This window comes from Gimesia algae (genome assembly GCF_007746795.1).
Classification (GTDB): Bacteria; Planctomycetota; Planctomycetia; order Planctomycetales; family Planctomycetaceae; genus Gimesia; species Gimesia algae.
In genome coordinates this window covers 1,360,112-1,375,026 of sequence record NZ_CP036343.1, presented here as the reverse complement: position 1 = coordinate 1,375,026, position 14,915 = coordinate 1,360,112, and the positions used below count along the sequence as shown (strand labels likewise).

Sequence of the window (14,915 nt, the reverse complement as noted above, 5' to 3'; positions counted from 1 at the left end):
GCATTGACCACAACAGTGAGACAATTGGTTTTGGAGAAGTTAATATTCACTGGAAGGTTGCGGGAGATTCTCTGATCTCTTCGCTTTTTTTTTCGATTGTCAGTTCGCGTACATTGGCAGGTTGACGGAAAATCTGACACCCCTCGTGGTCGTGCAGAATCGTTAACAAAGAGACGTCTTTGTAATACCGGGACAGCTGATCTAAAGGATTTGAGATCCCTGGTCCCCTGACATCAAAATGAGACTGACTTTTCTGCAGGAATATAATTTCGAAATTTTAAGTGTAGTTGGACTTTTTTTAGTATGGTTGATCGTAATTTAATTCGAGAGTTTAGTATTTCCGAAGAAGACCTGGATGCAGCGTTTGCCGAGGTCATGCCGGTAGTAGATGCCGACGGTGAAGAAAACGACTGGGTATTGGATGATGTGTATGCTTCCGTCTCCTGTGCCTATGATGTTAATCAGATTATTGATGGTGTGATTCTGAGTGTCGATGGTGAAGAGGTTCTCGTCGACATCGGATTCAAGAGTGAAGGTGTGGTTCACATCGATGAGTGGTCTGAGGAAGAAGAAGTTCCCAAGGCCGGCGACAAGGTCCAGGTGCTGCTCGAAGAAGTCGAAGATGAATTCGGCTTAACCATGCTCTCCAAACGGAAAGCAGACCGGATTCGCGAATGGGAAAAAGTTATCGCGACCCACGCCGAAGGCGATGTGGTATCCGGTACTGTGGTTCGCAAAATCAAAGGTGGTCTGCTGATCAATATCGGCGTCAATGTCTTCCTGCCAGCCAGTCAGGTTGATATCCGTCGTCCTTCAGATATCGCTAATTACATTGGTCGCACTATTGAGTGTGTGATCCTGAAAATTGATGAAGCCCGCCGAAACATTGTTGTTTCACGTCGTAAGCTCATCGAAGAAAAACGTGAAAAACTCAAACAGGACCTGCTCAGCAAAATCGAAGAAGGTCAGATTGTCAAAGGGATTGTCAAGAACATCGCCGACTTCGGTGCCTTCGTCGATCTGGGTGGCATCGATGGTCTGTTACACATTACAGACATGAGCTGGGGACGAATTAACCATCCCACAGAAATCGTTAAAATTGATGACGAAATCGAAGTCATGATCCTGAGTGTGGATCGCGATAAAGAAAAGATCGCTCTGGGCCTGAAACAGAAATCACCCAGCCCCTGGGAACTGGTCGAATCCAAATACCCTGTCGGTACCAAAGTTATTGGTCACGTTGTCAACGTGATGTCGTACGGTGCCTTCGTGAAACTGGAAGACGGGATTGAAGGTCTCGTTCACATCAGTGAAATGTCCTGGACCAAACGCATCAATCACCCCAGCGAACTGGTCAACATCGGCGATGAAGTAGAAGTCGTTGTTCTGGGCGTTAATAAAGACAAGCAGGAAATCTCTCTGGGTATGAAACAGACTCAGTCCAACCCATGGGACGAAGTCACCAAGAAGTACCCGGAAGGAGCCCAGGTCAAAGGGACTGTACGCAATCTGACCAACTACGGTGCCTTCATCGAACTGGAAGAAGGCGTCGATGGTCTGTTGCATGTGAGCGATATGTCCTGGACGCGTAAGATTTCTCATGCCAGTGAAGTCATGAAGAAAGGCGACGAAATCGAGTGTCTCGTGATTTCTGTGGACGAAGAACGCAAACGGATCGCTCTGGGTCTGAAGCAGCTGGCTTCCGATCCCTGGGAAACTGATATTCCTCAGAAATATCAGCCCGGTGCGATTGTTCAGGGTACCGTCACCAAGATCACCAACTTCGGTGTGTTCGTTGAACTGGAAGATGAGCTCGAAGGCCTGCTCCACATTTCTGAATTGGCAGACCATAAAGTCGAAAATCCAGAAGACATCGTCAAAGTGGGTGAAGCTCTCGACGTGAAGATTCTGCGTGTCGACACCGACGACCGCAAGATTGGATTAAGTCGTAAACTGGAAGAGCCCATCGAGGAAGAATCCGCTTCAGGTGAAGGTGGTGAAACTGCAACTGCTGGTGCACCACGTAAGGAGCTGATGGGCGGAACTGGTGGCGATGCTCCTCTGTTTTCAATGCCTTCTGAAACCAGTGAAGAAGCTGCAGTTGAAGAAGCTGCAGTTGAAGAAGCTGCAGTTGAAGAAGAAGCAACTGAAGAAGCTGCTGCTGAAGAAGCTGCTGCTGAAGAAGTTACAGAAGAAAAATCTGAATAATTCTCATTTGATCTTGGATCAAATCGAATAAATTGAAAGCGACGGTCTGATACAGGCCGTCGCTTTTTTGATTAATCAGAGGGCCTGGAGCACGTCAGGTTCTCTGTTCCAGACTGTCTTGCTAGCCTGTGTCCCGGTTTACTGTAGTGACTCCAAGGCCGTTTGGGCAGAGTATATTAGATCAAGCGACTCTATTGTTAAATGGAGTGCGTTCTAATGACAACGGATTGTGAAAAGATCAGCTGGTATTTATGCAATCCCGGGATTGTGGATTTGCTCAAAACTCCAGTAATAGCTGCATTTTAGCAGCGCCAGTCAGCCTGATTCACATAATCGTTACAGATTCTGCAGTTTCTGATTTTCGCGTCTCGCTTTTCCAGACAGCGTTCAGGAATCGGCCAAACCTTGCCGATAAGAATCTTATCAGTTGCAGGTCTTTTTACCCTGCAACCGGTGATTGAATTATCGTGTCGAGAGGAAACGAGTTCCCGCGAACGGTTGCAAATCTAATGGAAGCCAGGGAATTGAACGGCTAACCATTTGTCAACAACGAATAGATAACAGGTTTTCCATGCAGAAAACTGCTCGACGGCGTTCCTCTTCAGCCGTACAGAATCCGTTAGAAACATATCTCAAAGAAATCAACGAAACCGCCCTGCTCTCTGCTGATGAAGAGAAAGAGCTTTCGAACCGTATTGAAAACGGTGACAAAGAAGCCCGCGACCGCATGGTGCGTGCCAATCTGCGTCTCGTAGTGAATATTGCACGGGCGTATTCAGGGAAAGGTCTGCCACTTCAGGATTTGATTGAAGAAGGCAACCTCGGACTGTTGAGAGCTGTCGAAGGCTTCGATCCCGAGATGGGAACCCGCTTCAGTACTTACGCAAGTTACTGGATCAAACAGTCTATCAAACGGGCACTGGTGAATTCGGCTAAAACCATTCGAATTCCGGCCTATATGGTCGAACTGCTTACAAAGTGGCGACGAGCCACCGCGCAACTGCAGGATTCTCTGGACCGGACACCGACGACTGAAGAAGTCGCTCGCGAACTGGACTTGCCCCCGAAAAAACTGAAAATCGTGAAGAAAGCCATTCAGCTTTATAACTCTTCACCTCAGTCAGAGCAGCATGATGCCGGCTGGTCACTGGGAGAAATGATTCCCGATGATCGCCTGAAAGGCCCTGATGATGAACTGGTTGATAATGACAACCTCAAACATGTCTATCGTCTGCTCAAGGAAATTCCAGAACGCGAAGCCAATATCCTGAGGATGCGGTTTGGTCTGGATGGCGATGAACCAAAAACACTCAAGGAGATCGGGCTGGCTTTAGGTCTCACCCGGGAACGCGTCCGGCAGATTGAGAGTGAAGCATTGAAGAAACTGGCCAAAGAAATTACCGGCGAGTAACCAGCACTTCATTCAAAATGAACACGCAAAGAGACCAGTTATTGACTGGTCTTTTTTGCATTGGCGGGGATGACTTGTGAATCGTAGATTGTCCGTCTGTCTTTTTGATCAATATTGCGATACACGTTTGCCAGTTGAATCATCAAAGGTTCCAGCTGTTTGTAGTATTCATCCAGATTGATGAATGAAGCTTTGCGTTGTTTCAATTCCAGAATTTTAATTTCCAGTTCATCCCTGAGCAGCTTCTGTTCGCCAGATACAAGTGTCATACGCTGGGTGGTAAACAGGATGAATTGATGGGCGCGATGACCATCGGGTAGTCGCGCCGCAGTTCTGGTTGATCCGGGAACCTGATGCAATCCCTGGAACTGATCTCCGCGTGTTCCCTGCTGGTCCGCATTGTCATCCAGCTGCGCATGCTCTGTCGCCAGTTCCCCTTTTTCCAGATAGTATTCAGCGGTCTGGCGACAGGCAGCCAGATAAGCCTCCAGAAGTGAAATCTGTCCATCATGATCCAGGTCAGCCAGTTTGCTGCTGGCGGCTTTGGATAGAAAGTTACCGAAGTGTGAGAAATAGAATTCGTGGCCTGTTTTGGTCGCTGTGATCACAACACGGTTTTTAGCGGAGAGTGTTTCCAGAAAGGGAGCGCTCGATGAAAAGCAGTTGATCACCGCCAGCGGATGTTGAATGGCATCACACGAACTGCTTAACGCTTCAGCAGTGAGATCCGGACCACGCAGGTTAAAGCGTGCGGTTTTACCATCGAAGGTGCCATGTCCTATCAGGATCAGCCAGGTTGCTGTATGTTCTGTTTGCCGGTTTAATTCCTGTAGCACCAGTTCCAGATCACTATGGCGGGCATCAAGACTTTCACCGATGATTGTTAATGCAGCCTGTTTGGCAGCCGCCAGCTGTTGCCAGCGCTCGGACCAGTCTGCAAACTGCTGACCGTATTCCGACGTCCCTTCTGCTCCCATCACAACGATAATTCGCTCGGTCTTCTTTTCGGAATCTGAAGACTCGGCAGTACTTGCCTGACAGTGTAGCAGCAGACTGAGGCAGAAGAATCCCGTCAGAAATCCATAAGGCTTATCAAGATGCATCAGGGCAATCCTTTCCAGCGTCGTAATGACCATTCGCCAAACAGGCATCCCAGGACTAGCAGCAGAACCCAGGGGTGATGCCAGAGTGGAGAGATTGATTCTTCGGTAACGGGGAGCGAACGTTGATCGAGTGAACGAACAAATTGCGACAGTTGAGAAGCAGGAATGACTTCCCCTTTCGATACAGTTGCCAGTTGTTTTAATAATGCGAGATCCGGGTTCACAGAGCGGAATTCCACTGCTTCGGGAGCATGCACCCAGCCTCCCGTCGTCGTGCTGGTTTTTGAGTCGGGTGTGGTGACGCGAGCCGTGATCGAATAACCGCCTGGAGAATCGGGCAGGTAAACAGACTGGTATTCTCCGGGCTGATCAGCCACGGGATCGGCAGTCAGCTTGAGTGTTTCTTTTTCCGGTGTGGTGATTTCCAGTTCGACCTGGTAGTCACTTCGTTTCTGAAATTCCTTATCGCGGACATGGACTTTGATGCGGGTACCAGCCGAACCAGCTGAACTCTGTTCCATTTGCAGATTCACCGGTTCCAGAGCATCAGTGGTCATCCACCTTAATAACTGCCGCCAGGCTTTATTCAACTGCGGATCGGTTGAGTCTTCTTTCAACCGCCAGCGCCATAAATCCCCAATCATGACCGCCGAGACGCGTCCCAGGCCGTAACGCTGGCTGGCGATGGCGGGACGTCTGGTTTGTTGCGAACCTTTGAGTTCCGCAGTCAAGATTGCACCTGGTTTGGTAGAATCCACATGATTGACCGTTTTAAATGCAGGCATATCGGCGAGCCGTTTGTGTTCATCCGATTCATTTTTATGATGTCGCATCCACGGCTGCAGCCAGCCATCGCGAGTCAGACCAAACTGGTAGTCACTTTCGATGTTCGCATCGATTCTTTGTGAAAAATAGATTGGTAGCAGCTGTTTCAGGTCCGTTTTGTCATAGCCTCCTTGCTGAAAAGACTCCTGTCCTCCCAGCATGACCAGTCCCCCCCCTCGTTCAGACACAAAGCGGGTGATCAATTCCAACTGGTCATGGGTAAAGAAAGCTGCTTCCAGATCGTCGATGATAATCGTCTCATATTGAAACAGTTCTGCTTCTGTTTTAGGGAATCCATCGCCTAACTCATCTGGGGACTGGGTATTGATCCGTACGAAGACAGGCTGGTCATATCGTTCCAGTTCAGCTTCGTTCTGCTGGTCAAATCCTCGGTAGAGTGCATTTCCTTCTTCACCTTCACGGCTGCGAAAATCGAACTTGGCTTCTTTTTTCGCGATGCGGATCAATCCCACCAGCTGAATATACTCATCATCTTCAATGGCACGCCGCAGAAACTTGAATTCCCAGTTAGGACGTCCTGAGACATAGAGTACACGATGCGCAATCCGACCTCGATCGAGTTTGAGAGTGCGGTGATTATTGGACAGAGTCAGTTCAGGGTTAGCATTGGAAAGCAATCTGGTTTTGATCTGATAAAAGGCGATCCCAGGTTGATCTGGCCGAACCTGAAACCGGATCTGTAACTGTTGATCGGGATCAACGATTTTACGAGTGACCGATTCCACGACCTTCCCGGACTGATCCAGTAGTTGTGTTTCCACCTGGCTCTGCTGACAGTGTGTCGCAGTGACATCAGCCAGAATTCGAATCGGGGCATCTTCGAATGGCGAATCACTGACCGACGTATTTGTAATCGCTAAATCGGTGGAAGGAATCTCGCTGCCGATAGGGACCGGATATACGGGGACGCTTTGTTGCAGTTGGCTGATTTCCTCCGCGGAGATGCCGTCGGTCATCAGAATGATTCCCGCTAAAGGCAGCTTCTGATAACGCTGGTTTAATTCATTGATGCTGGAAATGAGGTTGCTTTGTTTACCGGAGAATGTCAGATGTTGCAGGTCGGACTTTGCATGGGCATGCGAATCCACGGAGTACTTTCGCACGGAGAAATTCTGTTCGAGATCAATCAGCCATTGCGGGTGAGATGCCGACTGATTCTGGTCCTCTCCCATGAGCAGTTGCTGGACCTGATGCAGACGTGTTTGTCCTGTGTCGGGATCTGCAATTTGCAGACTGGCACTGTCATCCACCAGAACCGCAAACAGGTTGGTTCCAGGCTGAATACGCGTGCCACTCCATAAGGGCTCTGTCAATGCGATGGAGAGAATGGCAATCGCGGACAGTTTCAGGCAGAAAGCAGCTCCGGACAGCGACTGTTTTAAAGTCAGTGAACGATAAGCGTAGATTAATAACGCGAATCCTCCTGCGATGACCGTCACAGAGATGGCAAACCATCCCGGCGCACCAAATTGAAGTTGGGCCAGATACATCATTTTCCATTTCCTAGTTCTTCATAGTAAAGACGGACCAGGTCTGAGTATTTTTCCGGAACCGGATCGCGGTCAATCGGTGCCAGCGATGTTTCCTCGCCTCGTTTACTGATTTCATTGGAGAGAATGTTTTGTAGTTCAACCAGCGGTTCCAGGATTTGTGCATTGACCAAGTCTCCCTGAGGTGCTTTGGAATGACGTTTGAAATCCGCACGCATGCTCTGGGCACGTTCACGGATCTGAGCGACTTTGCTGCGTAGCTCCGCATCCCCCACCATTTCTTCGACGTCACGCATCCGATCTGACCACTCCCGGAACTGATTTCCGGTCAGTGGGCCTGATGCAGGACTGCCAGGTCCCCCCTGGCCTCCTGCCGAGTTGCTGTTCCCCGAACTGCGGGATCCTTTCAACGATTTGGGAGCCATCGATTGTGGTGATGGTTTTGCGTTTTTGGCTTGCCCCGTCTGTCCGGAACCAGAACCAGACTGAGCTGATGCCAGTTGTACGGGAGAACTTTTCTGACCTTTTCCCTGTCCGGGCGACGAGCCGGGGGAAGAATCGGGTGAGCCAGGTTTTCCGGGCTGATTGGATTTAGAATCCGAAAGCGGGGATGGTCCTGATGATTTCTGGCCTGGTGGATTCTTTCGGGCAGAAGGTTTGCCCCCGCTTTGCTGACCGGACGGTTGCTGAATTCCCTGTTTCCGAGATATTTCTGCAGGTGTGGACGCGGCACGTTTTGACGATTTTCCAGGATCTGCCTGGTTGGTATTCGCTGCCAGACTTGTTTCCTGTTTCAGTTCCGATGTCAACGACTTGAGTTCCTGCCGGGCTTTCTTAAGTGCATCCAGATCATTCCCCAACACGCTCTCGGCGGCCATTTGAATACCCTGCTTCATGGTGTCGATCCCAGCTGCTGCCCGTTGCTCTGCTTCCTGAGCACGACGGTTATCGCCTTTCTTCAATAATTCGGCTGCATTCTTTAATGCGTCCTCTGGTCGATACGGGCGGGTTTTGCGAATTGCGTCGTACAGATGTTTGGAGAGTAGCGGTTCGGATTTCTCAGATTCTTGAACGACCTGCTTCATTTGGTCCATCAGCGATTTCAGGCGATTTTCCTGATCCTGCAACTGGTTTGCCAGTTCCTGTTGTCCCTGATTTCTGCGCAGCGATCGTCGTTCCTGAGATGACGCCTGCTGTTGCTGTTTGTCTAATTGATCATGGATCTGTTTCTGTTTTTCGTCCAGTTGTTCTGCCTGTTGCTTCAGCCCACGCATCGTATCTGCAAACTGGTTGGCGGTTTTTTTTCGAAAGTCATTTTTGAGCTGATCCAGCTGCTGTTGGGCACGCGTTCCAGAATTCAGAGCGCGAGAGACTTGTCCCTCTTTCAGTGATTCAGAACTTTGCTGGAGGTGGTTTCGTGTCTGTTCCAGTTCACGTCGGGATTTCGTCGAAGAGGGTTGCTTTGACTGATCCATCCGCTGGGCGACTTCATCTGCTTTTCTCAGCAGTTCCCGTTGTTTTTCCCGTAACCGTTTCAGTTGGCGTTCGATCTCTTCTCGTTCCTGATCGGTTTTAGCAAATCGCTGTTTGTCTGCTAATGCTTTGAGTTGCTCGTTCAAGTCTTTCTGGCGTTGTGCGAGTTCCCTGAGACGATTGAGGATCTGCAGCGTTTCACGGTCAGGCTGAGCTGCCTGAGGTGCCGTCGCCTGATTTTCTGTTTCATAGCGTTGCTGTTGATTGGTCAACTCCAGTTGTTGTAATTGATTCTGTGAACGATTGCTGCCTCCCCCTTTACTGCCTCCTCCATTCTTATTCTGTGAGACGCGATGTTCACGCGCGCGGAGTTTGAGCAGCAGTTGGTAGCTGGTCTGTTCTGTGGAAAGGGCATTCGTTAAGGGGGCAATTTCCCCGGCTTCCAGGGACGAATCGAGTAAGGCAACCGTTTCCTGCATTTTTGTTGTAATCGATTTAATGATCGCCTTTGATTTCTGTACTTTTACCTTGGCAGCCAGTTCAAGAGTGGCTGTCACCAGAGCCTGCTGGGCCTGTTTGAGTGTACTGACATCTTCCTTAAACTCAGCTGAGACGGTGGCTTTAATTTCCCGTCGTATGACTTTCCAGGTTGCGTTGATGATCTGCTTCTGCTGCTCCGCCAGTTTTTCAGCCTGTTGTGCATTGCCTCCACTTTTTCCTCCTTTTGCCCCGCCGGCTGACTTTCCCTGCCGAAAGATTTCTTCGAAGTGGCGGACTTCCATGAAGAACATGTCACTCGAGACCCTTCGGGGACTGCCATCCGCGGCAAAATCTTCTGCAAACAGGTAATAAGAAATTAAAGTGTCAGGTTGAACCTGTAACTGTTCCAGCGATAACAGATGTTCGGCGGCGAATTCCAGATCGTTCTGTTCGGAATTCTTGAGCTTTACCGTGTGAGCAGTCTGGCCGGGAATGGAATAAACAAATCCAACCTGTTGCAGGCCATAATCATCTACGACCGTTCCCTGTACGAGCGATTCTTCAAGCGGAGAGACGCGCGTGTCTCGTCCTGGAAATGTGATTTTGATTTCAGGGGGCAGGTTCGGAATCACTGCCAGGTCAATAAAAGGGGGTGTTCGGTTTTCTCGCTGGTCAGAGTCGATGAGTTTCAAATTCCAGGTCTGGTCTGACTCTGCTGTCAGGGTCAGTCGTGCAGTCAGGCCGTCAGAGGCAACAATCATTTCCAGCGGCGTTTGTCCGTTTGCTTCCAGTACAGCAGTTGAAATCGGTTTATTAAAATGCGCTTCAAGTTCCACTTTTGAGCCGATAATGGCGCTGATGGTCAGGCTGTCTTCCACATTTTGATCTGGCTGTCCTGTGTAGTCCGGCGCCGTGATATTTGAGTTCAGCTGGACCAGCTCAGGCAGGATATAGACTTTCACACGAAATGTCTCGGACTTCCAGTCTGCTGTTTGAACCTGATACGACAACGCTTCTGTTACGGCAGGCAAGCGTGCGGCAAACACGGGGTCATCCAGGTGTTTTACCAACGGTATTTGTTTTGTTTCGCCTGATGTGTATTTGATAAATAGTTCAGCGTTGTCCGGAGACTTCCCTTTGAATCGTGCTGTCACCAGTAACGGGTGTTGCATCTCGACTTCCGTGGAGCCTGGTTTGATTTCGACATCATAGGTGTCTCCGGCGATCGCTGCAGTCGATGGTAGATTGGCTTTTGTGGGAGCAGCCTTTAAGAAGGACCAGCAACTCAGACAGCTGAAAAACCAGGCCCCGAAGCAGAGCAAGTGGGTCGTGCTTTGCAGGATCAACCTGCGATTTGAGATGGTCTGTCTCCAGTCATGTTGCCTGCCATGTGTGAGAACCTGTTGAATCAGGCGATCCTGTAGAAAGGTGGGAAGCGTTTCTTGAGTTGTTTTTTCCAGCTCCAATGTGGCCAGCAGGCTGGTATCCAGTTCTGGATAGGTGCGTTCAATCATTGTGGCAATAGCGTGTCTCTCCGCCGGTGAGAATCGATTTCCAGGTCGATAGGCGAGGATTCCTACTGCCATTAGAACCGGCAGTCCGAGTATGCCAGCCAGCAGAAGTAACTGAGCCTGGCGTGAGTCAACGGGGTTGAGAAAGAGTAGAGAGAGTAACGTCAGGCTACAGGCGGCGAGCCAGAGTACGGTCAATCGTCTCAGTTTCACGCTGGTCTGGTAGCGGATAATGATCTGATTGAGTTGTTTAATGAGATCGGACAGGCCCATACTTACGCCTTTCGTGTCGCAGAAGTTTTGTCGGCAAACCATTTTGCCAGCAGTGTTTCCAGGCCCAGCAGCGCGAGAGCCCCGAGAATTAACCAGCGCCAGAGCTTCTGTTTTTGTTCCAGTTCTCGAACCAGTGCCTGACGTTGAAGGTCGACTGATTTTGTTTCTTTAACAGTCGATTCACCAGCCTGAATCAATTTGACTCCCAATGCTTCCAGCTGTTCCACAGGCAATGGAGCCGTTTTGCTTTCGTTGATATCCAGATTGACGGCGAACTGATGTGCCGCTTTCAGCTGATCTTCAGTTGTAATTTGGTACAGGCCCGGTTGGACCGTTGCAGCGAAATCCTGCTGGCCGGCGGCAAGCTGAATCTGAGGTTCAGAGGGAGTGCTGACGTGAACTACCTGAACTGGTTCTGGTAATCTCACTTTCTGACCGACTAAAAATTGAGTTCGTGATGCATTGAATTCAGTTTTGAGATTCAAGATCGCATTCATGATGGGGACAAACTTGGTCGAGAGTGCAAATTGACTTTCTTTTGGCGTCCAGCCAAAGGTGGAGACGATTAACCGTCCTGCCCCGCGGGGAATACTGACAATGGCAGGGTTTTGGTGGTCAAAGCGGGCGAGAACGTGATGGGACAGGCTGCCTGGCAGGGAAAGTTTCTGGTAGCTCCAGAATTTCAGGTTCGTGAAATCGGAAAATTCTGGAGCCTGGAACATTTGAAACAGCTTATGTTCGAAATCAATGTTGGTGAGCAAGGCATAGCCATTCACTTCAGCCGGTTCGATTTGAGTTTCTACTGCTTCGTCTTTTGAGGGTGATAGAAGTGCCTTCAGGGAGTGTGCCGATGTTTGATCGTTTAATGAAAAAAATGCGATGCCCCCCTGCTTGAGAAATTCATCGACCTGTTGGATTTCATTTGCGGACAGTTCACGGCTGAGAATCATCAGATCCATGTTTGCCGTACCCACGAGTATCTGTGGTGAATCGGGGCCCACCGTCAGGAATTCAATTTTTCGGTCGGGTGTTGAAGGGAATGCTCGTTTCACGAAGTAGTCGGGAGACTGAATCGAATTGTCAGCGGGGATACCATAATGGACGACGGTTCGGTTTTCTTGTTGGGGAGGGTGAAAATGAAGCGTGTTGTCGAAGGGATGATCATCACCATTCAGTTTGATCAAAGGCGTGGGATGATCTGCTTCCCATGCGGGCAGGCGCAGGACCCGCGATTGTCCACGCGGTACATAAATCGTTTGAGCGAGTTCAGGATCACCAGGAAGCCATTCATAGGCCACGGAGAACTGTTCCTGCTTTGAGTCGGATGCATTCAGGATGCGCACGGTGGGCTGAGTATGGTCGAACGCCAGCAGTTGCAGTCCGGCATTACTGGTTTGAGACGTTTGGATGGGGTGTAGGCGCACTCGCAGGGATTCAGGCCAGGAGAATTCCGCTAAGGAAGCAATCTGTGAGCCTTCTTGAAAATCGGTGATCAGTTCAATCGTGCAGTTTTGCAGAGAAGTCCCTGTCGGATCTGAGATGGCCTGTTGCTGCAGCAGTGCAGCCATTTCCGCTAAAGCCAGTCCCAAGTCAGTCGCATGCCAGCCTGGCGACAGGTTTTGAAGTCGTTCCCTGTTCTGCTCTGCTGATGGGAGCTGTGATGACTGAGGCGATGCCTGCAGTGGTTTGACCGGATGCAGGCTGGAATCGAAGGTGTAAATCGAAATCTGATTCTGCGCATTCTTTTCGAGAAGCTGTTCTGCTGTCTGAATGGCTTGAGTCCAGAGTGTATCTCTGCGCATGCTGGAGCTGGTGTCAATCAGAAGAATGGTCTGGTTCACAGGTTCAGCGGTAGTCAGCTCAAGATCGGTGTTCTTGAAAAAGGGACGCGCAAATGCGGTCACCAGCAAGATGACGGCCAGCGCGCGCAATGAGAGCAGCAGCCAGTGTTCGACTTTGTTTCTGCGATTAGTCTGGGGAGGTTTGTGCTCGAGAAAGCGGAGAGAGCTGAAGAACAGCACGTTCTTAGGCTGGTGTCTGACCAGGTGCAACAGGATCGGGAGTCCAACTGCGATGAATCCAGCTAAATAGAGAGGCGTTAAAAAACTCAACTTGTTTCCTTCCCTCTTTGGTTCGTTTTCAGGCGGCGCGATCGGTCAGAAAATCAGAAAGCCCCACTTCGAGGGGCGTATCCGTCGTTAATTTGTGATAATGCACACCCTGTTTACGGCAGATCGTCTGGATGGAGTCCTGGTGTGCGTTGAACTGCTGCAGATAATATTCCTGTGCTATTTTGGGGTTCAGCGAGATACGTTCGCCTGTTTCCAGGTCTTCAAAAATTGCGGTTTCATGAAAATTCAGGTGAACCTCTGCCGGATCCAGAATCTGAAACAAAGCCACTTCATGCCCTTTGGCCCGTAGGTAACCTAGCTGCGTATTCAACTCATCTACAGAAGTCATCAGGTCGGAAATCAATACGACCAGCCCTCGTTTTTTGATCGTTTCCACGGCATGTTTGAGCGGGGAGACCAGATTTGTATGCGTGCCCTGAGGAGGGCGTTCCAGTTCGATGAGGATGCGTCTGAGTTGCCCGCGTGTAAATCGTGCGGGCACGATGGAATCGATGTGTTCATGGAAGATGATCAATCCGCTGGCATCGCGTTGCGTTGATAGAAAGTAGGCGAATGTTGCCACCAGTGTTTTCGCATAATCAGACTTGGAGTAGCCCAGGCTGTCAAACTGCATGGACGAGCTTAAATCGAGCAACATGTGACAGCAGAGGTTGGTTTCTTCTTCAAACCGCTTGATAAAATGCTGGTTGGAGCGGGCCGCCAGTTTCCAGTCAATATGACGGGGATCATCGCCGGGCGTGTATTCCCGGTATTCCGTGAATTCGACCGAAAATCCATGGTAAGGACTGCGATGCAGGCCTTTCCAGGTACCCTCGACGACTGATTTGGCGCGCAATTCCAGCGATTTAATGCGCATCAGGCAGGCCGGGTCAATCCGTTGCGAGATCAGCTTCTGGCTCTGACTGGAGCGGGATGTCTGTTTGAAAGGAAGTGTGCTCATGCTTCGACGGGCCTTTTAATGGTTTCAATCAGTTGCTGTACGACCGATTCGACAGTGATGCCCTCGGCTTCGGCACGGTAGTTGATCAGGATGCGATGACGGAGCACAGGGGCCAGTAAGGCATGGATGTCCTGAAGGATGACATGTACGCGTCCCCGCAGTACCGCCCGCGCTTTGGCCCCCAGAATCAGGCTCTGAGCAGCACGCAGTCCGGCTCCCCAGTTGACCCATTCATTGATGAAATCGGGTGTCGTTTCCTGCCTGGGTCGCGATGCGGCGCAGAGTTGAACTGCGTAGCGGACGAGTTCTTCTGCGACGGGAACTTCGCGAACAAACTGGTGAAACTGCTGGATGTCACTGCCGGTAAAGAGTGGCTGAATCGGCTCGGCATCGCGGGCGGTCGTCTGGGTTACCACGGCAACTTCATCATCTTCGGAGAGATAATCAATCACGAGGTTGAACATGAAGCGGTCCAGTTGTGCTTCCGGTAGTGGATAAGTGCCTTCCATTTCGATCGGATTCTGAGTCGCCAGCACGAAAAAGGGTTTATCCAGTTCATACTTAACTCCGGTCACCGTGACCTGTTTTTCCTGCATCGCTTCCAGCAGCGCGGCCTGTGTTTTGGGAGGGGTGCGGTTGATTTCATCGGCCAGCAGAATGTTTGTGAAGACCGGCCCTTTCACAAATTTCATCGCCCGGTTTTCCTGGGAATCTCCCGCGAGGATTTCTGTTCCCGTAATATCAGCGGGCATCAGATCTGGAGTGAATTGAATCCGTTGTGATTTCAGTTTGAAGACTTGCGCGAGGGAGTTCACCAGGAGTGTTTTCGCCAGTCCGGGCGCACCTGTGATCAGGCAGTGTCCTCCGGCAAACAACGCGATCAGGAGCTGATCGATGATTTCTTTCTGGCCGATGACTGCTTTTGAAATTTCCGAATCGATCTGCCGACGGCTGTTTTGCAGCATTTCGAAAATACGTTCCTCTTCACTGCGGCTATCGGGTGAGACAACTTTAAGGTTCACGTTTCTGCTCCTGATAGAAAAAACTA

8 protein-coding genes are annotated in these 14,915 nt (G+C 50.1%); 2 read left to right on the top strand and 6 right to left on the bottom strand.

Features of this window, described 5'->3' with window-relative positions; genetic code table 11:
* Positions 1 to 303: 303 nt before the first annotated feature.
* Both Pan161_RS05110 and Pan161_RS05105 read left to right on the top strand, forming a co-directional pair.
* Complete coding sequence (locus tag Pan161_RS05110) at positions 304 to 2,208, top strand: 30S ribosomal protein S1 (RefSeq protein WP_145224644.1); 1,905 nt, start codon at positions 304 to 306, stop codon at positions 2,206 to 2,208.
* 571 nt (positions 2,209 to 2,779) lie between these two features.
* Positions 2,780 to 3,619 (top strand): sigma-70 family RNA polymerase sigma factor, encoded by an 840-nt coding sequence (locus Pan161_RS05105; protein ID WP_145224642.1) that lies wholly within the window; start codon positions 2,780 to 2,782, stop codon positions 3,617 to 3,619.
* A gap of 38 nt (positions 3,620 to 3,657) precedes the next feature.
* Here Pan161_RS05105 and Pan161_RS05100 read toward each other — a convergent pair whose 3' ends face one another.
* From Pan161_RS05100 to Pan161_RS05075, 6 genes are read right to left on the bottom strand one after another with little or no spacing between them, the layout of a single operon-like run.
* Positions 3,658 to 4,722 carry a hypothetical protein gene (locus Pan161_RS05100; protein ID WP_145224639.1) on the bottom strand — a complete coding sequence of 355 codons (1,065 nt, stop codon included), beginning with the start codon at positions 4,720 to 4,722 and terminating at the stop codon, positions 3,658 to 3,660.
* Entirely contained in the window at positions 4,722 to 7,061 is a 2,340-nt protein-coding gene (locus Pan161_RS05095; protein ID WP_145224637.1) for a glutamine amidotransferase, read from the bottom strand. Before Pan161_RS05095 ends, Pan161_RS05100 begins: the two co-directional genes overlap by 1 nt.
* Positions 7,058 to 10,795 (bottom strand): DUF4175 family protein, encoded by a 3,738-nt coding sequence (locus Pan161_RS05090; RefSeq protein ID WP_145224635.1) that lies wholly within the window; start codon positions 10,793 to 10,795, stop codon positions 7,058 to 7,060. Before Pan161_RS05090 ends, Pan161_RS05095 begins: the two co-directional genes overlap by 4 nt.
* 2 nt (positions 10,796 to 10,797) lie before the next feature.
* On the bottom strand, positions 10,798 to 12,906 hold the full coding sequence (locus tag Pan161_RS05085) for a vWA domain-containing protein (RefSeq protein ID WP_145224633.1): 2,109 nt from the start codon (positions 12,904 to 12,906) through the stop codon (positions 10,798 to 10,800).
* Positions 12,907 to 12,934: 28 nt separating this feature from the next.
* Positions 12,935 to 13,867: a DUF58 domain-containing protein gene (locus Pan161_RS05080; RefSeq protein WP_145224632.1), complete on the bottom strand. Its 933-nt coding sequence runs from the start codon at positions 13,865 to 13,867 to the stop codon at positions 12,935 to 12,937.
* Positions 13,864 to 14,889 (bottom strand): AAA family ATPase, encoded by a 1,026-nt coding sequence (locus Pan161_RS05075; RefSeq protein WP_197995704.1) that lies wholly within the window; start codon positions 14,887 to 14,889, stop codon positions 13,864 to 13,866. The genes Pan161_RS05080 and Pan161_RS05075 overlap by 4 nt, the downstream gene beginning before the upstream one ends.
* Between the last annotated feature and the right edge of the window lie 26 nt (positions 14,890 to 14,915).